The sequence below is a fragment of the Embleya sp. NPDC020886 genome, assembly GCF_044333915.1.
GTDB lineage: Bacteria > Actinomycetota > Actinomycetes > Streptomycetales > Streptomycetaceae > Embleya.
This window is the reverse complement of the sequence record NZ_JBIRRX010000028.1, coordinates 1-21277: the sequence shown is the minus strand read 5'-3', so window position 1 is coordinate 21277 and position 21277 is coordinate 1. Positions and strand designations below refer to the sequence as shown.

The following is a 21277-nucleotide window of genomic DNA, read 5'->3' as shown; positions in this document are numbered from 1 at the left end:
GCTACGCGCCGAAGCGCAAGGTCTCGCCGGTCTCCAGCATCGTCTTGAGGTTGGACAGGATCATCGGCCAGCCCTCCCGGATGCTCTTGAGCATCTCGGATTCCGGTGCGAAGCCGTCATGCAGGACCCGCAGCGCGACCACTTCGCCCAGCGGTACCAGGTCGAAGGAGACCCGAGAGATCGGCTCACGGCGCTGTTCGGCGAGTTGTTCCGGGCTCCAGCCGAACATCTCGGCGATCTCCGGCTCGTAGTTGTGCCACGTATAGGCCAGTCGACGCGGCGGCTCGGCCGCCAGGACCACCTGACCGGCGTCCCGCGGCGCCGTGCGCGGTGCCATCGACCAGCGGACCGGCGAGCCGACCCGCCAGTCCGATTCCGGCCCCGATCCGTCGAAGTAGCGGTCGATCTCGGTGCGCTCGGTCAGCGCGCGCCACAACTCCTCGGGGGTGGTGCGGACGTACATGACATAGGTGAACTGGGTGTCGGACACGGGGTTTCTCCCAACAGAGGCGGCATCGAACGCGGGCGCGACCGATGCCCGGGGATCGCCTTCGTCCCACTATCCGCCGCTTCGACCCGACAGCCCGGCACCGTGCGTACGCCACGCCGAAGGACCGCACGGACGGTTCGGCGGTGCTCCGATCGGCCGATCCGGACCGGGCCGCGGGTCCGCCGACTTTCCCCGAACCATCGGTCGTAGGGCGGCCGGATGCGCCCGAGGATGTACGCCGGGCCCGCGCCGCGGTGCGACCGCCGGCCGATGCCCGCAACCGGCTCCGAAGCCCAGGATCGGTACATGAAACGATCCTCGCCGAACCCGACGGGCGCGCTTTCCGCGTTCGCCCTGGCCCTGGCCCTCGCGCTGGCCGTGCCGACCGCCCTGGCGCAACCCGCAGCCGCAGGCGTGACCTCCGCCGCCTCCGCCACCATTGCCGCCGCCGACCTCCCGGCCTCGGCCGATCGGACCTCGTTGCCGCACCCGACCGGCCCGTTCGCCGTCGGTCGGGAATCCCTGCACCTCGTCGACCGGACCCGCCGGGACCCGTGGGTGCCGGAAGCCGGTGCACGCGAGCTGATGGTCGGCGTCTACTACCCCGCCCAGCGCGGCACCCGCACCCGCACGCCCGCCCCCTACGCCACCGTCGAAGAGGCCCGCCTGCTGCTCGCGGACCGGGGGATGGGCGACGCCTTCCCCGCCGAGACGCTCAGTGCCACCGCGACCGACGCTGAGGTCGATGCCCGGCCCGCCTCCGGCCGGTTTCCGCTCGTCCTGTTGTCCCCGGGATTCGGGGTCTCCGCGTACACCCTCACCGGCCTGGCGGAGGAACTGGCAAGCCGCGGCTACGTGGTGGCCGCCGTCGACCACGCGTACGAGTCGGTGGGAACCGCGTTCCCGGGCGGCCGGATGCTCACCTGCGTCGCGTGTGACAAGGTCCGGACCGAAGCGGACCTGGAGGCCGTTACCGCCGGTCGGGCCGAGGACGCGTCCTTCGTACTGGATCGACTCACCGGACCCCGGTCGGCCTGGCGCTACGCCGCCCTGATCGACCGCAACCGGATCGGCATGGCAGGGCACTCGATCGGCGGCGCGAGTTCGGCGGCGGCGATGGCGGCCGATTCCCGGGTCCGGGCGGGCGTGAACATCGACGGCGCGTTCCACTCTGCGGTACCCGAAACGGGCCTGCGCGGGCGCCCGTTCATGCTGCTCGGCACGGGCGACGAGGTGCATCGGCCGGGAGGTACGGATCCCAGTTGGGACCAGGCGTGGGCTCGACTGGACGGGTGGAAGCGGTGGTTGACGGTGACCGGCGCGAATCACTACAGCTTCAGCGACATCCCGGTCTTCCTCGACCAACTGGGCCTGCCCGGCGGCGGGTTGCCGACCGGGCTCGCCGGGGAGCGCGGGCTGGCCCTGACTCGGGCCTACGTCGGGGCCTTCTTCGACCTCCACCTGAAGTGCATCCCGCAGCCCTGGTTGGTGGGCGCGACACCTGCCAACCCGGAGGTCCGGTTCAACAATCCGGGTCGGTGATCGCTCGGAGGCCGGCCAGGCCGGGCCAAGACATGCGAACGCGCGTCCATCGGGCCCGGTGCCCGGGTCGACGTACGCGCGTAAAAGACCTACGAGGTGGGACTCCCTGCGCCGGCATTGTCCGAATCAGGTGCTAGGGGTCGCGATCCGGTCCATTCGACCTTCTCGCCTCTCAGCCCGACCGCCCGACCTCGGCATGAGCTGAAGCTCCCTTCTCCAAGGCCACCCACTGATCGGTCGAACTCCCTCGCTCGCCCCGTAGGCCACTAACCACCATACTCCGGTACAAAAGCCCTGCCAAGAGATTGGCCCGATATGTGACGTGGTTGGAGTCCCGGGGCTGTTGGGCTTCGGGACTCCAACCGTTGTCAGTGGGTCGCGTGGTCGCCGGCTGCGAGGTCGGACAACAGGGCCGACCAGCCGTCGTTCTCGAAGACGAGTGTGGGGCTGTCGAGGACCTTGCTGTCGCGGACCGGGACGATGCCGGGCAGGCCGCCGGCCACCTCGACGCAGTTGCCGCCGTCAGCGTTCGTGTAGGAGGACTTGCGCCAGCGGGCAGTGCTCAGGTCATGTGCGATGCTCATCGGTTGCGAAACCCTTCGCTACGGATTCGATCAGGAGCAAGGAAGCCGCCGGCGAGAGCGCGGCCGCTCTGGCCAGATCGTATGCCTTCCGATATCTCCCGGCCACGGTCGGATCATCGATCAACTGGCCCGTGTATGCGCCCTCGACGTATACGACAGGTGAGGAATCCGCGAAGGACATCAAGGAGACGACGCCCGTCATGAACGGGTGTGGGCCGCCTGTGAACGGATGCACCTGTACCAGGTAGCGCCGACTTCGGCCCGCCTCGACGACGGCCAGCAACTGCTCGTGCATGATCTCGGGCGACCCCACGACGACGTGCAGCGCAGCCTCGTGAATGATCTCCCAGACTTTGGGCGGGTGTTCCTTCTCCAGCAACCGCGCTCGTTCCATGCGTGTTCGCACGAGTTCTTCGATTTCGTCCTCGGCAGCGAAAGGGCGAGCGGACTTGGTGAATGCGCGTGCGTACGCCTCGGTTTGCAGGAATCCCGGCACCAGCATCGGTGAGTACTCGCTGATCGTCAGCGCGCGTTCCTCCAACTCCGCAGCGTCCGCGAAGTATTCGGCGTGTCCGGACCGGCGGGCCAACGCGCACAGGCGTTGGAGGTGTTGCCCGGTGTCGAACACCTCGTCGAACATTTTCGAGGTCTCCACCTGGGGCCGCCGGGTACCCGATTCGAAGTGGGCGATGTTCGAATCGTGGCAGAACACGTGTTCGGCGAGCTGGGCCTGGGTCAGTCCCGCGGCCTCGCGCAGTCGGAGCAACTCCGAGGCGTAGAAGGCTCTCGGCGACTTGTACGGGTCCGGATTCCTGCGTGGCATGGGTCATCACTCCGCTTCGTACGCGACGTCAGGGTCGGCCCCGGCCCGCGATCAACGTAACGGTTGAAAGTGATGTGTTGCGTACGAATCCTGATATCCGACCCCATCGGTACCGCGGCGGGCCTGCGACCGGCGGTTGCCGCCGAGATCGATCGGGCCCGGTGAGAGGGTGGCCCGGCGGCGTCGCGTGGGCGCCGCCGGGCGCGGGAGGCACCGGCCGAAAGGGGGTCGACCGATGCCGGGCAGGTGGGTTCAGCCGGTGAAGTTCTTGAACAGGTTGGTGAACTCGTAAGGCGATTGACTGATGCTGCTGCACGTGGGCGACACGCCGCCGCCCGGGCAGGAGCCGTTGTCCCGGCCTACCGACCAGAACGCCAGCCGGCCGATGTGGTTGGTGTTCGCCCAGGCGACCAGCTTGTTCGCGTCCGACTGGACGAAAGTCTTGCCGTTGAAGTTGCGGCCGATCATCGGGGTGACCGCGAGCATGCTCTTGAGTTCGGCGTCCGACTTGGTGGGCCAGATCTCCTTCATCTGACGCAGCGTCGATTCGGCGGCGGTGATCACCGCGTCGCCCCACACCGGGCGCGAGGTGCCGAATTCCATCGCCATCGGATTGACGATGTCGACCCGAACTCCGTTGTCCCGCGCGTTCTTGAGCAGGTCCACGCCCAGGGACGGGGTCAGCCCGTAGTCGTCGCCCTGCACCATCAGGGTGAAGCTGACGGTGGTGGCGGGTCGGTCCCGTTGCACCTTGGCCAGCGCCTTGTTCATGGTGTCGAGCGGGATGGACGCCTCGATGTCGATGTCGAGGTGCTTGACGCCGAGGGTGTCGATCACCTTGGTGTAGGCGGCGGCGAGCGCGTCGGGGCTGCCGCAGGACGCCTCCAGGTACGGCCCGGCCGCGCCGCCGAAGGCGACCACGACATCGCCGCCCTGGGCGCGAAGTGCGGTGATCTGGTTGACGATACGTGGTTCGTCGAGCGCGATCGTGCCGCCCCACTTGGGGTCGCAGCCGCTGTTGCTGCCCAGTACGAAGGCGAGCGTGAACAACTTCTGGCCGGTGGCCGCGGCGACGTCGGTCAGGGTCGGGGTGGGTGCGGTGATGTCGATGTACGGGACGCTGCGCACCGATCCCGGTGGGGGATTGCCACCGCCGGTCGTGGTGGTGGCGATCAGCTCGGGAGTGAACGGGGACACGTTGCCCGCCGCGTCCTTCGCGCGCACCTTGACCGCATAGGCGGTGCCGGGGGTGAGCCCGGACAACGTCACGCCCGGACCGGCACTGGTCGTGGTCGCGGCGCCGTCGACCTGGATGTCGTAGCCGGCCACCCGGTCGTTGTCGGTGGACGCGGTCCAGGACAGGGCCAGCGCGTTCGGGCCGGCCGTGGTCACGCGCAGGTCGGTCGGTGTACTGGGCGGGGTGGTGTCGGGGACGGCCGGTCCGACGCACGGGTTGCCGTTGAGCTTGCAGCCGGCGGGAGTTCCCGGGCCCGAGCCGAGGAAGCCGAAGGTGACCGAGGCACCCGGGGCGAGGGCGCCGTTGTACTCGCGGTTGGTGAAGACGTAGTGGCCGCCGGTCGATCCGGTCTGCACGGCATCCCAGTACGAGCCGACGGTGGTGCCGGCGGGCAGGTCGAACTCGACCCGCCAGGCGGTGAGTGCGACGGTTCCCTGGTTGCGGATCGTGTACTGCCCGGTGAAGCCGGAACCCCAGTCGGACGCCTTGGCGAACGTCGCCTCGGGAGTCGCGGCGTGCGCGGCACCGGTGGGCAGCACGACAAGTGCGAGCGGTGCGACGACGGTTGCGGCCAGGACCCGGGCGAGCGTGCGCAACGATCGGCGACGAGCCCCGGGAGGAGGCGTGCCCTGGTCGGAACGAGCCCTACCGGGACGTGGGTCGCGGGGAGGCGAGTTGTGGGAAAGCGCGGTGCTGGGGCGCGAGTTGCGGTGTGGGGCGGGGAACGCAGAGATCATCGAGCCGGCTCCTGGACACGTCTTGGGACACGAGTCGGGGGACGAGAGCGGTGGTGGACATGCCGTGCGCACGCCGCCGGTTGGCGTGCGCCACCGCTCGCGGCCGGGCGGTGGGGCAGTCGGTGTCGGAGTGCTGGGTGTTCGGGCGTTTGGCGCTTGGTGCTCGGGGGGTCTGCGGTGGCGCCGATCTTCGGAAAGGCCGGACGATCGCCGTCCGCATCGCGCCGACGAGCGTCCTTGCACGGACAATGGTCTATACCAACCTGGTTCCCGTCCATAGGTGTGCGGGCACTTTTTGGGGTTGCCCGGCAAGTATTGGCAAGGCGGCCGGCAATCGCGGAAAATTTTTCCTCGCCACAATGACGACACAACTGACGGTGTGTCAGAAACAAGGTCGCGCAGGCCATCCCGACTTTTCGGCGCAGTTCGCAACGTCTCGGTTGGGGAGTAATGACGGTCCGATCGGGCCGTCCCGCCGGAAAGACCGGCTCCGTGCTCTTGCGCGACCGGACGAGCACGGCGACTCTGAGTACCGCCGCAGCCATTGGTCTATACCTGTCCCCCCGGACCACAGGCGTCGGTACCCGTATGCCGGAACACCCGGATCCGTCGCGGCCATCGCGGATCCCGTCCCATCAGTGCCGACTCACCCCGTCCGCGCCGACCGTCCCATCCGCGCCGATCCGCCCCATCCGGGGGCTCCTTTCCCGAGCGAGCCCCCGTCGTGAGGCCCCCGCACGTCCCCCGATATTGGCAATTCCCTTACCCGGAGGGCTTCATGAAGTCTCGCCGCAAGGTTGCGGCATTCGCCGCGGCCTGCTGTCTGACGCCCCTGACGATCACCGCGCTCGCCACCGGAACGGCGCAGGCGCACGGCACGCTGAGCAATCCGCTCAGCCGGACCGGCACGTGCCGCGCCGAGAACCCGGAGAACCCCACGTCCGCCGCGTGCAAGGCGGCTGTCGCGATCGGCGGCACGCAGCCCGTGTACGACTGGAACGAGGTCAACCTCGCGGACGTTGCCGGCCGGCATCGTCAGGTGATTCCGGACGGCAAGCTGTGCAGTGCCGGGCGGGACAAGTACAAGGGCTTCGACCAGGCGCGCGCCGACTGGCCGGCGACCTCGGTCTCCGCCGGCAGCACGTTCAACTTCCTGTTCCGAGCCACCTCGCCGCACCGCGGCACGTTCGAGTTCTACGTGACCCGGGACGGCTACGACCCGACGGTGCCGCTGAAGTGGTCGGATCTGGAGCCCACGCCGTTCCTGACCCAGACCGATCCGCCGCTGGACAACGGGTCGTTCGTGATGAACGGGCGGATGCCCGCCGGCAAGACCGGTCGGCACCTGATCTACGTCGTCTACCAACGCACCGACAGCCCCGAGGCGTTCTACTCCTGCTCGGACGTGGTCTTCGGAGCCGCCGCCGCCCCCGCCGCCGCGCGGGTGAACCCCGCGACCGCACCGCTGGCCCACGAGACCGGCGCGCCGTACATCGAGCCCGCCGGGCGCAACCCCGCGACCATCAACGAGGCGCCGGTCGCCGCGGCCGTATCGGACACCGGCCCCGCCGGCGTCCCGCGCGCGGCCACCGTCGGCGCGGCGGGTGCCGGTGCGCTCGTCGTCCTCGGCGGCGCCGTGGTGTTGACCAGTCGACGCCGAGAGGCCCGCGCCCGGCGCTGACCACGCGCCCGGCACCCCACAGATGCCACCTCCGGTCCGGACGAAGCCGACGGGCCCGACCAACCCGACGGCCGCCGCCGGGCCGGAGGTGGGCCATACCTTGCCCGATCACCGATCACCGTCGTCTGTCGCTCGACCTTTGCCCCTCCGCCGCCCCGCCGCCTCCCGCTGCCGCGCAGCGACGCACGGCCACCGTCCCGCACCGCGCACCGTGCTGCACCCCGCACCGTCTCGCACCGCGCACCGCCCCGCACCGCCCCGCGCCCCGTCCTCTTCCCGTCCCACCGAATGCGGGAGTACCCATGCGACGACCAAGTCCGCTCCGTACCCTGGCGACCGTGCTGACCACCGCAGCCGCGTCGTTGGGGCTCGTGTTGTCCGCAGGCGGCGCGGCGCAGGCTGCGCCGGAGGCGGTGCCCGAGACGACCGTCGCCCAGGCGGTCGGCACACCGATGCCCACCCAGGTGTTCGCGCCGTACTTCGAGGCGTGGACCGGGGAGAACCCGGCCACGCTGTCCGCCGCCTCCGGCGCGAAGTACCTGACCATGGCCTTCATCCAGACCCCGACCAAGGGATCGTGTACGCCGTATTGGAACGGCGATACCGGGATGCCGATCTCCCAGGCCACGTTCGGCGCCGAGATCGCCTCGATCCGCGCGGCCGGCGGCGACGTGATCGCGTCGTTCGGCGGCTACACGGCGGACAACACCGGTACCGAGATCGCGGACAGTTGCACCAACGTCAACTCGATCGCCAGTGCCATCCAGAACGTCGTCTCGACCTACGACCTGACCCGGATCTGCCTCGACATCGAGGACAACTCGCTCACCAACCCGGCCGGCATCGACCGCCGCAACAAGGCGATCAAGCAGGTCCAGACCTGGGCGGCGAGCACCGGCCGGCCGTTGCAGATCCAGTACACGCTGCCGACCACGACGCAGGGTCTGGCCGAGAGCGGCCTGGCCGTACTGCAGAACGCGGTCTCCAACGGGACCAAGGTCGACGTCGCCAACATCATGACGTTCGACTACTACGACAACCAGCCGCACCAGATGGCCAACGACGCCAAGTCGGCGGCGACCGGCCTGAAGAACCAACTCGCGCAGCTCTACCCGAACAAGACCCAGGCCGAGTTGTGGGCCATGGTCGGGATCACCGTGATGCCCGGTGTGGACGACTTCGGCCCGGCCGAGACGTTCACCACCGCCGACGCGGTCACCGTCTACAACTGGGCCAAGACGCAGGGCATCAGCACCCTGTCGATGTGGGCCCTCCAGCGCGACAACGGCAACTGTCCCGGTAGCGGGGCGGCCGACAACTGCTCCGGAATCCCGCAGGACCTCTACCAGTTCACGCACACCTTCGCGCCGTTCACCAGTGGCGGCGGACCGGTCACCAACGACTTCTCGCTGACCCTGAACCCCGGCTCCGGGTCGGTCGCCAAGGGCGGGAGCACCTCGGCGTCGATCAACACGGCCGTCACGGCGGGTACCGCGCAAAACGTCGCGCTCACCGTGACCGGCGCGCCCAACGGAGTCGGCGCCACGGTCAGCCCGACCTCGGTGACCGCGGGCGGGTCGGCGACGCTGAACATCACCGCCTCCGCGTCCGCGACGCCCGGCACCTACCCGCTCACCGTCACCGGCACCGGGCCGTCGGCGACGCACCACGGGACCTACACGCTCACCGTCACCTCCGGACCGGTGATCGACGACTTCTCCGTCACCCTCAGCCCGGCCTCGGGCACCGTCGCCCAGGGCGGCACCACGTCGGCGTCGATCAACACGGCCGTCACGGCGGGCGCCGCGCAAAATGTCGCGCTCACCGTGACCGGCGCGCCCAACGGGGTCGGCGCCACGGTCAGCCCGACCTCGGTGACCGCGGGCGGGTCGGCGACGCTCACCATCACCGCCTCCGCGTCCGTGCCGGCCGGCAGTTACCCGCTCACCGTCACCGGCACGGGTCCCTCGGCGACGCACAACACGGTGTACAACCTCACCGTGACCGGCGCGCCCACCGGCGGCCTGCTCAACGCCGACCTGGAGAGCGGCGCGCTCAGCCCGTGGACCTGCCAGCCGGGCGGCGCGGTGGTCACCTCGGTGGCGCACGGCGGCACCCACGCGATCGAGGCCGCGGCCGGCGCGGCCCAGACCGGCGAATGCCGGCAGACCCTGCAACTGGCGCCGAACTCGGCCCACACGCTCACCGGTTGGGTCCGCGGCAACTACGCCTACCTGGGTGTCAGCGGCGGCGCGACCGCGAGCACGTGGGCCTCACCCGGCGCCGCGTGGACCAAGCTGACCATCCCGTTCACCGTCGGTGCCTCCGGTTCGGTGACCGTCTACCTGCACGGTTGGTACGCGCAGGGTTCGGTCCACGGGGACGACTTCGCGATCAGTTGAGACCGGGCCGCCGGGGCGGGCCGTGCGGATCCGCACGGCCCGCCCCGAACGCTCCGTCGATCGCCCAGGAACGCCGGACGTCGGCTCGCGACCCCACCGTGAGCCGGCGGCCGGTGCTCGGCGTGGGTACACCGGCCGGCTCCTCGGTTCGGGGTGATCGGGCAACACCTGCGGACGTCACCCGCACGACGCCCGCGGGTGCTGCCCGATCACCCCGAACCGCCATGGAGACCGCCGCGCAGATCCGCCGGAGGGAGCCGCGCACTGCACTTGGACCGAACCGCCCTGGACCCGGTCCACGAGCTCCGGGCCGACGGCCGACTTTACGAGGCGTCGGCCGGCCGACGGCGGGCCACGCGCCCGTGGTCGCCGAGCTGCGCGCGGCCGACTTCACCGCACCGGCCGCCGCGACGGCGTCGGCAAGGTGATCCGCGTCGAGCGGAACGGCGGAGTCGCACGAGAATATCCAACCATTTGGTTTCCTTTCGGATCCGGCCGACGAAACGTCGGTCGGGTCTCCTTTGTGCGGAATGGCTGGTTCCTGCCGATCGTGGTGTCCGGCACGGTGTACTTGCTGTCGGCGCGCACCCGGGTTCGGGCGCGGGTGGGTGTCGAGAGCGGGTGATCCGGGTCTCCGATGTACCGGTCGGCGTTTGACAGTTCGTGACGGAGGGTGCGAACTCGCCGACGGCGGGTATCGAACGGTCTAGCGTGAACCGCTGATCGAGCGCCGGCCGCATCGTCCGAGAACCGCCAGGGGGCCGACATGGCATGGGACTTCCGCAGGAACAGCAGGCCGGGCAGGCCCGACGCACCGGTCGGGAGGGGCCGATGAGCTCGCCCACCCAGCTTCGACCGGCGGTCCCCCTGCATCGGCTGGACGTACCCGCGCCGAGCATCCTGCCGTTCGCGATCGGGTCGTTCGACACGATCGGACCGATGTCGCGGGCCGACTTCCCGCATCGGCACACTTTCTACGAGATCGTCTTCGTCACCGGCGGGCGTGGCACGCACGTGGTCGATCTGGCGCCGAGAACGGTCAATCCGCCGCACCTGTTCTTCGTCGCGCCGGGCCAGGTGCACTTCTGGCATCGCATGCAGGGACTCACCGGCTGGGTCGTCCTGTTCAACGACGATTTCCTGCTTGCCCACCCCGAGGACCGGGACACGATTCGCGAACTGGCCGGATACGCACGGCTGCGCCCCACACCCGACGCGGCGCCGGGGCTGGCCGGGGTGGTGGCCGAGATGCGCCGCGAATACGCCGAGCAGGGCGAGGGGTTCATCCCGATCCTCCAGGCGTACCTGCATGTGCTGATCCTGAGGGCGGCCCGACTGGCCGCGCACGACGACCCGGATGTCGAACCCGAGCAGGATCCGGGTCCGACCGCCGTCATCGCGCAGCGTTTCGCCCGGCTCCTGGACGGGCCGGTGGATCTGGATCCGGTGGAGCGTACGGTCGGTGCGTACGCCGCCCAATTGGGTGTGTCGGTGGGTCACCTCAACCACGCGGTGAAGAGTGCCACCGGACGTACGCCCGGCCGGATCATCCGCCAGACCCAGGTGGTGGAGGCCAAACGGCTGCTGGCGGGCAGCGATCTGACGGTACGTCAGGTCGCGGATCGGGTGGGTTTCGCGGACCCCGCGTACTTCTGCCGGTTCTTCCGCCGGGAGACCGGGAGCACGCCCGGCGAGTACCGCAGAGAGATCAACGCGAAGCACCACGAGAGCCTTGCTTTGTCCATCGACGCGCCCGATCGCCGAGCATAGGTTCAGACCAATCGCGAGTGCGCCGGATCGATTCGCCTCGATCCCGGTCACCCGTCCCCTCGCCGAGAAGAGGTCGCTGTGGGCACCGACAACACCGATCAGGACGAGCCCGTCAGGCGCGGCATCACCCGCAAGAACCTGCTCAAGGCGGCCTTGGTGGCCGCACCCCTCCCGCTGCTCATCGGCGGTGTGCCGGCGCTCGCCCGAGCGCAGCGCGACCAGGGCCACACCCTGGAGCCGACGCCCTTCTGCCACGACGGCGACGAGCCGACGATCGACCAGACCGAGGGCCCGTACTTCAAGCCCAACTCGCCCGAGCGCTCGGTGCTCACCGGCGCGGGCACGCTGCTGACCGTGTCGGGGTACGTGTTCGGGCGGCAGTGTCAGCCGCTGGCCAACGTGCTGCTCGACTTCTGGCAGGCGGACACCAACGGCAACTACGACAACGTCGGATACACCTTCCGCGGTCACCAGTACACCAACGCCCAGGGCGCCTACAAGCTCACCACGGTCGTGCCCGGCCTGTACCCGGGCCGCACCCGGCACCTGCACATGAAGGTCCAGGCGCCCAACCGCGGCATCCTCACCACGCAGACGTACTTCCCCGGTGAGCCGCGCAACAACACCGACACCATCTACGACCCCCGACTGCTGATGACGGTCCGTACGGTCAACACCGGCAAGGAGGCGTCCTTCGACTTCGTGCTGAACGTCAACGGCGTTCCGCCGACGACCACCCCGCCGACGAGCCAGCCGCCCACCAACCCGCCGGGCGGCGGGAGTTGGGCCGCGGGCACGAACTACCCGGCCGGGGCCACAGCGAGCTACGGCGGTCAGAACTACCGCTGCCTGCAGGGCCACACGGCACAACCGGGCTGGGAGCCGCCCAACGTGCCGGCTCTGTGGCAGCGGATCTGATCGACCGACCTCGGGGGGAGGCGAGTCGATCACGGGCCCCGGCGGCGCCACCCGCCGGGGCCCGATGCCGTGCCCCGATGTCGTCCTTCGAAGTTGTGCCCGATGCCGGGACCGTGCCGAGCCGCCGGTGTCGAGTGCCCGACCCGGGGTCGAGCCGGACGCGGCCGGCCGGGTCGGGCCCACCCCGACCGCCACTCGCGGTGCCCGCTACTGCGAAGGTGCGCTCGCCCGGTGCAGGGCGAGGGCGGCCTCCGGGGCCGGCCAGGCCGGGTCCAACCGGGCGATGGTGACGAAGGTGTCCAGGAGCAGCATCACCAGCAGGTGGTGGATCTCCTCGCGCGCCAACTCCCGGCGGGCCAGCCAGTCCAGGGTGACCCCCTCGACGCAGTACAGCCAACCGACCAGCGCGGCGCGGGCGATCGGCGACGGGTCGGCCCGGCCGTAGGCGCCCTCCGCGAGTGAGGTGAGCATCTCCTCGCGGACACGTTCGCGGATGGTGAGCACGTCCGTGTCGAAGCCGACGCCGCCGCTGACCACCGTGCGGTAGGCGGCCTCGTTCCCCTGCGCGAAGCGCAGATAGCCGTCGAGCACCTTGCGCAGCCGGTCGGCCGCGGGCTGATCCGCATCGCTGCGGGCCCGGGCGACCAGGTCGGCCACCGAGTCCTCGATCACCGCGAGGTAGTAGCCGCGCTTGTTCCGGAAGTAGTAGTAGAGCAGGCCCTTGGCGACATTCGCCCGGCCGGCGATCTCGTCCACGGACAGTGCGTCGTACGAGGTGTGGGCGAACAATTGCCGTCCGATGGCCACGAGTTCGGCCCGGCGGGCCTGCGAGCGTTCGGATTCGGGCGGGGTCCGGCGGCCGTCCCGGCGGGATCGTTGACTTTGATTCAAAACGACGCCTAGTCTCGGTCGCGGCAAGGTACGTGCACGGTTGGCGGCAACGTGGTGCGGGCGATCGCGCTCCGCGTGCCACGTCCACGGCAAGAGTACCGGCGCAGCCCTCGGGCGGTTCGGGGAATCCTCCCGGTCGCCTCATTTCTCGGCAAGGCATCGCGGTTCGCGGCAGGCAACCCGCCGCGGCATCGTGCTTTTCGACCGACGGCACCCGCATCGTCGTCGGCCCCGATCCACGGCACCCCCGCAGCGCGACCGATTCCGACGAGGACGGACTCGACATGGATTCCAGCCCGCGGCCGCACCGAACCCATCCTTCCGCCCTCCCGGCGGCGGCAGTTGCGGTGTTGATCGCCGCCTCCGCGGTCGTCGGCCCGAGCGCCGAGCGAGCGCGTGCCGCACCGCCGTCGCGGACATCGGCCGCCGCACCGGCGCCCGGCGCGCGGGCCAACGCGAAGCCGGTGGACATCACCGCGAGCGTGTTCGCGCCGAACGGCTTCGCCCTGGCGGGGGTGACCACCGTCGACACCGCCGCCGGGCCGCGCAAGGTGCTGGTCCTGACCATGGATTCGGCGCACCTGAAGGACTACGCCCTCACCACCGTCGACCCCGGCGGCAACGTGAAGCTGACCACCCGCAGCCTGGATCTGGTCGGCCATGTGCGGATCTACCTCACCCGGTTGCACGGCTGCATCGAGGGCCTGATCTGCCTCGACTTCGCGCCCGACGCGTTGCCGCTGCCGCCGATCATCCCGCCGTTCGTGTTCATGACCGACGTGCGCGCCCAACAGGCGTTCGTACACGCGGACAAGCTGACCACCGACATCGTGCTCAAGCCGTCCTGACCCTCCTCCCGGAGCGGCCGAAGGCGACGTGCGAGCGAAGTATTGACTTTTGTTCAACACTCCCTACTGTGGGGTAACAAGAGTCCTTCCGACGAAGGAGCACCGCCATGTCCCCGGCTCCCCCCGCCGCAGCGGTCCCGCGGATCACCCGGCGCTCGATCCGAACTCCCCTCGACGGCCCCGTCGTTCGCGACGAACACCGCGACCTGGCGCTGGATCCGCGCGACGTGCGGTTCGACTGGTCGCGCCTGCCGATGCACTGGGTGCCGGACGAACCGATGGCCACGCACACGATGAACGTGCTGCACCTGTTGTTGCCCGAGGGCGAGCGCTGGTTCGTGCGCACCTTCCAGGAGGCGCTGCCGCTGATCACCGACGAGCGGCTGCGCGAGGACGTGATCGGCTTCATCGGCCAGGAGTCCGTGCACGCCGAGGCGCACCAGGGCGTGCTGGACCTACTGCCGGCCAAGGGCCTGGACCCGGCGCCGTTCCTGCGTCAGGTGGAGTGGCTCTTCCATCGGGTGCTCGGCGCCCGGGACGACCTCGCCGGCGCCGCCGGCCGCGAACACCTGATCGAGCGGGTCGCGATCATCGCCGCGATCGAGCACTTCACCGCGTTCCTCGGCGACTGGGTGCTCAACGCGCCCGGCCTGGACCGGGCCGAGGCGGATCCGACGATGCTCGACCTGCTGCGTTGGCACGGTGCCGAGGAGGTGGAACACCGCAGCGTCGCCTACGACCTGCTCGTGCATGTGGACCCGAGCTATTCGCGTCGGATGCGCACCATGGCGGTCACCGGCCCGGTGCTGATCTGGCTGTGGGTGCGCGGGGTGCGCTTCCTGATGTTCGCCGACCCCGAGGCGGCGGGCCGGGGCAGGCCGACCTGGCGTGCGTACGTACAGGCGTCGAGGCGCGGGTTGTTGCCGGGGCTCACCGGCGTCGCGCGGTCCGCCGCGCGCTACGTCAAGCCGCGCTACCACCCCACCCAGGAGGGCTCCACGAGCCAGGCCGTCGCCTACCTGGCCTGCTCGCCCGCAGCCCGGTCCGCAGCCCGATGAGCCCGGCCACGCCGCCGACTTCGGTGCCGTTGCCGACCGGTGCGCCGCCGGACCTGTACCGGCGCGAGCGCGGCGACCGGATGATGCGCGCGCTGACCGTGCTCGGCCGGCTGCACACCGGGGCGCTCGCCCACCGGGGACGGCGCCGAGCCCGCGTCGCGGGGTCGCCCACCGCGCCGAACACCCGACCCGGATCACTCGAACTCGTGGTGCGCGAACGGGTCGTCGAGGCGCGGGACGTGCTCTCGCTGCGGTTGGGCGCACCGGCCGGCGGCCGACTGCCCGGCTGGCAGCCCGGCGCCCACCTGCTGTTGGAACTGCCCTCCGGACGCCGCCGGCACTACTCGTTGTGCGGCGACCCGCGGGATCGCTACACCTACCGGATCGCGGTCCGCCGACTCGCCGAGGGCGGCGGCGGATCGGTGGAGATCCACGACGCGCTGCCGGTCGGCGCGACGTTGCGCACGGCCGGTCCGCGCAACGCGTTCCCGTTCGCCGCCGAACCGGCCGTGCTCTTCCTGGCCGGCGGCATCGGCATCACGCCGATACTGCCGATGGTGCGCCGGGCCGAACAGGCCGGTCTGGACTGGCGGCTGATCCACCTCGGCCGCACCCGCGCCTCGTTGCCGTTCGGCGCCGAGCTGACGGAACTGGGCGGAACCAACGGGCGGTTCGAGGTGCGTACGGACGACGAGGCGGGACTGCCGGACGGCGCCGAGCTGCTTCGCCGGGCGCCCGCCGGGGCGGCGGTGTACTGCTGCGGCCCCGCGCCCATGCTGGCCGGGATCCGGGCGGCGATCGACGCGAGTCCGGCCCGCGGGCTGCACTTCGAGCGGTTCGCGCCGGCGCCGGTGGTCGACGGGCGGGCCTTCGAACTGCGGCTCGCGCACGGCGGGATGGACCTGTCGGTGCCCGCGGACCGATCCGCCCTCGACGTGCTGCGCGAGGCCCGGCCGGACACCGCCTACTCGTGCCGGCAGGGGTTCTGCGGAGTGTGCCGGGTCCGGGTGTCGGCCGGTGTCGTCGAGCATCGTGATCTGCGGCTGACCGACCGGGAGCGGGCGGCGGGCGCGATGTTGGTGTGCGTGTCGCGGGCCGCCGAGGGGGAGCGGCTCGTACTGGATCTGTGAGCGGCCGGGCGAGCCCTCCCCCCGAACGGCCGCGTGCCGACCACTCGGGCGCGGATCACCCGGCTGCATCCGACTCGGTGTCATCCCACCTCCACGAAGGCGGAGTTCATGAGCACACGGCTACCGGTTCCGGCGCAGCGAACGACGCGAGGGATGCCGACGTTCGCCTACGACGAGGTCGATCTGGCGCGATTTCGCGACGTGCAAAGGCTGGCGTACCGATGCGCCGAGCGCGTCGCGGCCCGGATCACACCGGGGGTGACGGAGCGTCGGGTCGCCGCGTGGCTGCGCCGGGAGTTGGTGGCGGAGGGCGTCTGGGACTTCTTCCACATCCCGTTCGTGTGGTTCGGCGACCGCACCGCGTTCCGCGGTTTCCGTACCCCGCTCCAGTTCTTCCCCAGCGGCCGGGTGCTCACCGAGGGCATGCCGTACGTACTGGACTGCGCCCCGATCGTGGACGGGTACACCGCCGACATCGGCTACGCCGGCAAGGTCGGCGAGAACGCGGTGTGGGACCGCCTCGTCGCCGACCTCGGCGCCTACCGCGACCTGATCCTGCGCGAGGTCAAGGCGGGCAGGCCGCTCGACGACGTGTACCGCGCGGTGGACGCGCTGATCCTCGAACACGGCTACGACAACCGGCATCGGGTCTACCCCGGGCGGGTGATCGGCCATCGGGTCACCCGGGTGACGCTGCGCGGGCCGATCGGGGTGAGTGCGCTTGGCTTCGGCGTGCGCACGCTGCGCACCCTGGGCCGGGAGCTGATCGGCGAGCGACTGCACGGGCGTTCGCCGCTGTGGGCGGACGGGCGGGCCTCGCGGCACGCGCCGACACCGGGCCTGTGGGCGGTCGAACCGCATCTCGCGCTGCGCGGAGTGGGCGCCAAATTCGAGGAGTTGCTGGTGGTCACCGACGACGACGCGTATTGGCTGGACGACGACCTGCCGCACGTGCACCGCGTGCGTGCGGCGGCCGGCCGATGACCGCGCCGGCCGGGAGTGCCGCCCGGCGCGTGGTGGAGGTGGTCGGCGGGCTGCCGACCCGCACCGTGGTCTCCGCCGGGGTCTCCCTGGCGGTGTACGAACAGGGGCCGGAGAGCGGCCCGTTGGTGCTGTTGGTACACGGGTATCCGGACACCCATCGGGTGTGGGACGACGTCGCCGCCGATCTGGAGCGCGACCATCGGGTGGTGCGCTACGACGTCCGGGGCGCGGGCGCGTCCGGTGCGCCCGGGAATCGGTACGGCTACCGGCTCGAACAGTTGGCCGCCGACCTGTTCGCGGTGTTGGCCGAGGTCGCCCCGGATCGGCCCGCGCACGTACTGGCCCACGACTGGGGCTCGATTCAGGCGTGGGAGGCGGTCACCGACCGGGCCGGCCCGCGCCGGATCGCGTCGTACACCTCGATCTCCGGGCCGTGCCTGGACCACGTCGGACACTGGATGCGCAGCCGATTCGCCCGACCCACGCCCCGGCACGTGCGGCAACTCGCGGCCCAGTCGCTGCGTTCGTGGTACATCACCGCCTTCCACCTGCCGGTCCTCGCACCGGCGACCTGGCGGCTGGGCCTGGCCGCGCACTGGGGCCGGGTGTTGGCCGAGGCGGAGGGCGTTCGGCCGCGCTCCGCCCACCCGCAGCCCACGCTCGCCGACGACGCGGTGCGCGGCATCGCGCTGTACCGGGCCAACATGTTGCCCCGGACGTTGTTGCCGGGTCGGCGCGAAACCACCGTGCCGGTACAGCTCGTCACCCTCACCGAGGACCGCTACGTCGGCGCGGCGCTGTCCGAGGACCTGGAGCGGTGGGCACCCGTGCTCTGGCGGCGCTCGATCGCCGCCGGCCACTGGTCCGCCCTGCTGGAGAAGGCGACGATCGTGGCCGGGATGACCCGCGAGTTCGTCGACCACATCGAGCACGGCACCGCGACACCGGCCCTGGACCGGGCCCGTCGGCGGCAACCGCCATCGGGCGAGGACCCGTTCGTGGGCCGGCTGGCGGTGATCACCGGCGCGGGCGGCGGGATCGGGCGGGCCACCGCGGTCGCGTTCGCCGAACAGGGCGCGGACCTGGTGCTGTGCGACCTGAACCTCGCCGCCGTCGAGCGCACCGCCGAACTGGCCCGGCTGTACGGCCGATCGGCGCACGCGTATCGCGTCGACGTGGCCGACGGCGCGGCGATGGACACCTTCGCGGCGCAGGTCGCACACACCCACGGGGTTCCGGACATCGTGGTCAACAACGCGGGCGTCGGCCACTCGGGCACGTTCCTGGCCACGACCGGTGCCGAGTGGAAGCGGGTGCTGGATGTCAACCTGTGGGGAGTGATCCACGGTTGCCGGGCCTTCGGCACCTTGATGGCCGAGCGCGGTACGGGCGGCCACATCGTCAACCTCGCGTCGGCGGCGGCCTATACGCCGTCCAAACCGCTGGCCGCGTATGCGACGAGCAAGGCCGCCGTGGCGATGTTGTCCGACTGCCTGCGCGCCGAGGTGGCCGGCTCCGGCGTGCGGGTGAGCACGATCTTCCCGGGCATCGTGAACACCGGCATCACCCGCACCACCACCTTCTCCGACACCGACGACACCGAGCAGAACGCCCGCCGGGAACGCTTCTCCCGACTGTACGCACGGCGCGACTACCCACCGGAGAAGGTCGCCGACCACATCGTCCGCGCGATCCGCCGGCGCCGCCCGACGGTCCCGGTCACGCCGGAGGCGAGGCTGGGCCGCCTGCTGAGCCGGCTGTCTCCCGCGACGATGCGGGCACTGGCCCGGATCGGCGGGCCCGGGTCGTCACGGTGAGGGCCGTGAGCAACAGGGCGGTCAGCATCAGGGCCGCGCTGACCCACAGCGGGGCGCGGTAGCCGAAGTCGGCGTCGATGGCCAGCCCGCCGAACCAGGGGCCGAGCGCCGCGCCCACGTTGAACGCGGCCGTGGCGGCGGCGCCGGCCAGTGCGGAACCGGCCGGGGCGAGTCGAAGCACTCTGGCGATCAGGGCCGTTCCGGTGCCGAAGGCGAGCATTCCCTGGATCGGGACGAGCACGATCAGGGCGATCGGCCGGTCGGCGGTCAAGGCGAGTGCGGCCCATCCCGCGGCCAGGGCCGCCGCGCCGACCGTGATCAGCGTGTTCGGGCGGGCGTCGACGATCCGGCCGGCGATGGTGACACCGACGAACGAGCCCACCCCGAACAGCGCGAGCGTGACCGGGACCCAGCCGGCACCGAGGCCGGCGACCTCGGTGACGACCGGTTCGAGGTAGGCGAACGAACCGAACGTCGCGCCCTGGACCAGAGCGCTCAGCAACAGCGTGAGCAGCAGCGACGGCGTACCGAGGGCCCGCAGTTCGCCGCGCGCGCCGCCGCCCACACCGGCGGCCTCGATCGGACCGTCCGCCGCGCCGTCCGCCCCGCCGTCCGCCGCGCCGTCCGCCGCGCCGGTTCGATCCGGCACCGTCCGGGCGATCGCGAAGACGGCCGGCACGGACACCAGGGCCACCGCCCAGAACGCCGCCCGCCACCCCCACCAGCCGCCGAGCAGAGCACCCGCGGGCACTCCCACGATGCAGGCGAGCGTGACACCGCCGACCACCACGGAGGTGGCCCGCGCCCGCCGTTCGGGCCCGACCAGATCGATCGCGGTGACCAGCGCGACCGCCCAGAACCCGGCGTTGGCGAGCGCGCCGACCACGCGGGTGGCCAGCAGGATCGGGTAGTTCGGGGTGAGCGCGCCGACGACGTGCACGGCGACGAACACCCCCAGGAAGAACAACAGAGCCGGCCGGCGCAGCCGGTTCCGGCTCAACAACGCCATCGTGGGCGCGCCGATCACCATCCCGATCGCGAACGCCGAGGTCAGCAACCCGGCGGTGGGCACCGATACGTGCAGATCGGCGGCGATGTCCGAGAGCAGCCCGGACAGCATGAACTCCGAGGTGCCTTGGGCGAATACCGCGAGCCCGAGCACATAGACAGCGAATGGCATGACGAAACCCCATGAACGTGCGACGAATCCGACCGGACGGGGGTGGGCCGCGCCGCCCGTTCCGCACCACACGCCGGGAAACCGTCCGGGCAGGCCGGAACGAAGGGCGGAGGGAAGGGGCGAGAGGCCCACACTTCACCACTCCGGTACTGCCGCGGCCCAGCCGTGCCCGAAGACGCCCGCAGCCTGATCAGGCCGGGCGGTTCGCGTTCATCGGCTCATCGACGAGAGGAGGGCCACCGCAACACCGGCGGCCGGCGTCTGTCCGATTCGGGACTGCACACGCTCGGGAGCGTACCAGCCACCGTTCGCCGGGGCCTTCCCGAGTGGGTCGGGTGCTCGCGGCGGGCGGTCGCGTTTTGGTCGGGTCGGGCGCGGGTGGCTTTGTGCTAAACGGTCGGCGTGGATCGGCGGAGGTGGGCCCGGTCCCGGGGTCGCCGGTGGCCGGGAGCCTTGGGTTTCCCGGCGAGAGGTGGGTGTTGCTTGCCGGAAAGGCGCCGGCAACGGCGGAGCGGGTGCGCGGTCCGGTTGGGTTCGCCGGGGAGCGTTTCCGAGTGGGTCGGGTGTTTGCGGCCGGCGGTCGCGTTTTGGTCGGCAGCGGGTGGCCTTGTGCTAAACGGTCGACGTGGGCTGGTGGAGATGGACCCGGTCCCACGGTCACCGGCGGCCGGGAGCCCTGGACTCCCCGGCGAGACGCGGGTGTTGCTTGCCGGAAAGGCGCTGGCAACGGCGCGGAGGGAGGGCGGCCCGGTCGGGTCCGCCGGGGAGCCTTCCCGAGTGGGTCGGGGCGTTTCGGCGGGCGTTTCGGGGTGGGTGCGCGGGTGAAAGGGTTGCCGGTGGGTTGGGAGGGTCTCGATCCGGATAGCAGGACGCCTTCGGACCCGCTGTTTCGCGCTGACCTGCGCTTTTGTGGGACCGAGCGGCGAAAGCAGGTGCCGAGGGCCGGGTTGCGCACCCCGGCGGCGGATTCTCCCTGCGCTGTGCCCTCTCGGTGGGCGTTTCGGGTCTGCACCGCCGGGCGAAGAGCCACCCGTGAGCCGGAAGGGTCACGGCCCGGATCCCGAGACGGCTTCCCGCACCCGGGGGTTCCACTGAGGTGCCCTTGATCTTCCGGACAGCGACCCGCGTAGGGTTGTAGGAAACCGGAAAGAGAAAGCACGTGCCAAAGAGATATACACAGCAGTT

Annotated in this window: 16 protein-coding genes; 10 read left to right on the top strand and 6 right to left on the bottom strand. The window is 70.9% G+C overall.

The features are described 5' to 3' along the window. Nucleotide 1 precedes the first annotated feature (1 nt). Nucleotides 2-490: an SRPBCC family protein gene (locus ACH4U8_RS44625; RefSeq protein ID WP_360322125.1), complete on the bottom strand. Its 489-nt coding sequence runs from the start codon at nt 488-490 to the stop codon at nt 2-4. Nucleotides 491-796: 306 nt separating this feature from the next. Between ACH4U8_RS44625 and ACH4U8_RS44620 the strand changes: the two genes are divergently transcribed. After that, on the top strand, nt 797-2032 hold the full coding sequence (locus tag ACH4U8_RS44620) for an alpha/beta hydrolase family protein (RefSeq protein WP_395784362.1): 1236 nt from the start codon (nt 797-799) through the stop codon (nt 2030-2032). Between the two features lie 368 nt (nt 2033-2400). Here ACH4U8_RS44620 and ACH4U8_RS44615 read toward each other — a convergent pair whose 3' ends face one another. The 3 genes from ACH4U8_RS44615 to ACH4U8_RS44605 form a co-directional block, all read right to left on the bottom strand. Beyond that, nucleotides 2401-2616, bottom strand: a complete 216-nt coding sequence (locus ACH4U8_RS44615) for a DUF397 domain-containing protein (protein ID WP_360322119.1) — start codon at nt 2614-2616, stop codon at nt 2401-2403. Further along, on the bottom strand, nt 2600-3382 hold the full coding sequence (locus ACH4U8_RS44610) for a helix-turn-helix domain-containing protein (RefSeq protein ID WP_395784360.1): 783 nt from the start codon (nt 3380-3382) through the stop codon (nt 2600-2602). The genes ACH4U8_RS44615 and ACH4U8_RS44610 overlap by 17 nt, the downstream gene beginning before the upstream one ends. A gap of 309 nt (nt 3383-3691) precedes the next feature. After that, the gene (locus tag ACH4U8_RS44605; protein ID WP_395784358.1) at nt 3692-5272 is read right to left on the bottom strand and encodes a cellulose binding domain-containing protein; all 1581 of its coding nucleotides are present in this window, start codon (nt 5270-5272) and stop codon (nt 3692-3694) included. A gap of 919 nt (nt 5273-6191) precedes the next feature. Between ACH4U8_RS44605 and ACH4U8_RS44600 the strand changes: the two genes are divergently transcribed. From ACH4U8_RS44600 to ACH4U8_RS44585, 4 genes are all read left to right on the top strand, one after another. Beyond that, a complete protein-coding gene (locus ACH4U8_RS44600) occupies nt 6192-7094 on the top strand; it encodes a lytic polysaccharide monooxygenase (RefSeq protein ID WP_379991344.1) in 903 nt (300 codons plus the stop codon). 302 nt (nt 7095-7396) lie between these two features. Beyond that, nucleotides 7397-9496, top strand: coding sequence for a glycosyl hydrolase family 18 protein (locus ACH4U8_RS44595; protein WP_395784356.1), 2100 nt, complete (start codon nt 7397-7399; stop codon nt 9494-9496). An 831-nt stretch (nt 9497-10327) separates the two neighbouring features. Then, nucleotides 10328-11266, top strand: coding sequence for an AraC family transcriptional regulator (locus tag ACH4U8_RS44590; protein ID WP_395784433.1), 939 nt, complete (start codon nt 10328-10330; stop codon nt 11264-11266). Between the two features lie 78 nt (nt 11267-11344). Beyond that, nucleotides 11345-12184 (top strand): carbohydrate-binding protein, encoded by an 840-nt coding sequence (locus tag ACH4U8_RS44585; protein WP_360322104.1) that lies wholly within the window; start codon nt 11345-11347, stop codon nt 12182-12184. A gap of 207 nt (nt 12185-12391) precedes the next feature. Here ACH4U8_RS44585 and ACH4U8_RS44580 read toward each other — a convergent pair whose 3' ends face one another. Beyond that, a complete protein-coding gene (locus ACH4U8_RS44580) occupies nt 12392-13075 on the bottom strand; it encodes a TetR/AcrR family transcriptional regulator (RefSeq protein ID WP_395784354.1) in 684 nt (227 codons plus the stop codon). Between the two features lie 284 nt (nt 13076-13359). On the opposite strand from ACH4U8_RS44580, the gene ACH4U8_RS44575 reads away from it, so the two are divergent. The 5 genes from ACH4U8_RS44575 to ACH4U8_RS44555 all read left to right on the top strand — a co-directional run bounded on the left by ACH4U8_RS44575 (nt 13360) and on the right by ACH4U8_RS44555 (nt 18912). Further along, on the top strand, nt 13360-13923 hold the full coding sequence (locus tag ACH4U8_RS44575) for a hypothetical protein (protein WP_395784352.1): 564 nt from the start codon (nt 13360-13362) through the stop codon (nt 13921-13923). Nucleotides 13924-14030: 107 nt separating this feature from the next. Continuing rightward, nucleotides 14031-14981: a metal-dependent hydrolase gene (locus tag ACH4U8_RS44570; RefSeq protein WP_395784350.1), complete on the top strand. Its 951-nt coding sequence runs from the start codon at nt 14031-14033 to the stop codon at nt 14979-14981. 80 nt (nt 14982-15061) lie between these two features. Next, nucleotides 15062-16111 (top strand): PDR/VanB family oxidoreductase, encoded by a 1050-nt coding sequence (locus ACH4U8_RS44565; RefSeq protein WP_395784431.1) that lies wholly within the window; start codon nt 15062-15064, stop codon nt 16109-16111. 153 nt (nt 16112-16264) lie between these two features. After that, nucleotides 16265-17095: a M24 family metallopeptidase gene (locus ACH4U8_RS44560; RefSeq protein WP_395784348.1), complete on the top strand. Its 831-nt coding sequence runs from the start codon at nt 16265-16267 to the stop codon at nt 17093-17095. Next, nucleotides 17092-18912: an SDR family oxidoreductase gene (locus ACH4U8_RS44555; RefSeq protein ID WP_395784346.1), complete on the top strand. Its 1821-nt coding sequence runs from the start codon at nt 17092-17094 to the stop codon at nt 18910-18912. Before ACH4U8_RS44560 ends, ACH4U8_RS44555 begins: the two co-directional genes overlap by 4 nt. On the opposite strand, the gene ACH4U8_RS44550 is transcribed toward ACH4U8_RS44555, so the two are convergent. Beyond that, nucleotides 18815-20092, bottom strand: coding sequence for a Cmx/CmrA family chloramphenicol efflux MFS transporter (locus ACH4U8_RS44550; RefSeq protein WP_395784344.1), 1278 nt, complete (start codon nt 20090-20092; stop codon nt 18815-18817). The two genes, ACH4U8_RS44555 and ACH4U8_RS44550, sit on opposite strands and share 98 nt — an antisense overlap. Nucleotides 20093-21277: the final 1185 nt, after the last annotated feature.

Bases quoted from the DNA above. Each gene is read 5' to 3' on its own strand.
- ACH4U8_RS44620 (WP_395784362.1), top strand. From the start codon at position 797: ATGAAACGATCCTCGCCGAACCCGACGGGCGCGCTTTCCGCGTTCGCC.
- ACH4U8_RS44615 (WP_360322119.1), bottom strand. From the start codon at position 2,616: ATGAGCATCGCACATGACCTGAGCACTGCCCGCTGGCGCAAGTCCTCC.
- ACH4U8_RS44600 (WP_379991344.1), top strand. From the start codon at position 6,192: ATGAAGTCTCGCCGCAAGGTTGCGGCATTCGCCGCGGCCTGCTGTCTG.
- ACH4U8_RS44595 (WP_395784356.1), top strand. From the start codon at position 7,397: ATGCGACGACCAAGTCCGCTCCGTACCCTGGCGACCGTGCTGACCACC.
- ACH4U8_RS44590 (WP_395784433.1), top strand. From the start codon at position 10,328: ATGAGCTCGCCCACCCAGCTTCGACCGGCGGTCCCCCTGCATCGGCTG.
- ACH4U8_RS44575 (WP_395784352.1), top strand. From the start codon at position 13,360: ATGGATTCCAGCCCGCGGCCGCACCGAACCCATCCTTCCGCCCTCCCG.
- ACH4U8_RS44570 (WP_395784350.1), top strand. From the start codon at position 14,031: ATGTCCCCGGCTCCCCCCGCCGCAGCGGTCCCGCGGATCACCCGGCGC.
- ACH4U8_RS44565 (WP_395784431.1), top strand. From the start codon at position 15,062: ATGATGCGCGCGCTGACCGTGCTCGGCCGGCTGCACACCGGGGCGCTC.
- ACH4U8_RS44560 (WP_395784348.1), top strand. From the start codon at position 16,265: ATGCCGACGTTCGCCTACGACGAGGTCGATCTGGCGCGATTTCGCGAC.
- ACH4U8_RS44555 (WP_395784346.1), top strand. From the start codon at position 17,092: ATGACCGCGCCGGCCGGGAGTGCCGCCCGGCGCGTGGTGGAGGTGGTC.
- ACH4U8_RS44550 (WP_395784344.1), bottom strand. From the start codon at position 20,092: ATGCCATTCGCTGTCTATGTGCTCGGGCTCGCGGTATTCGCCCAAGGC.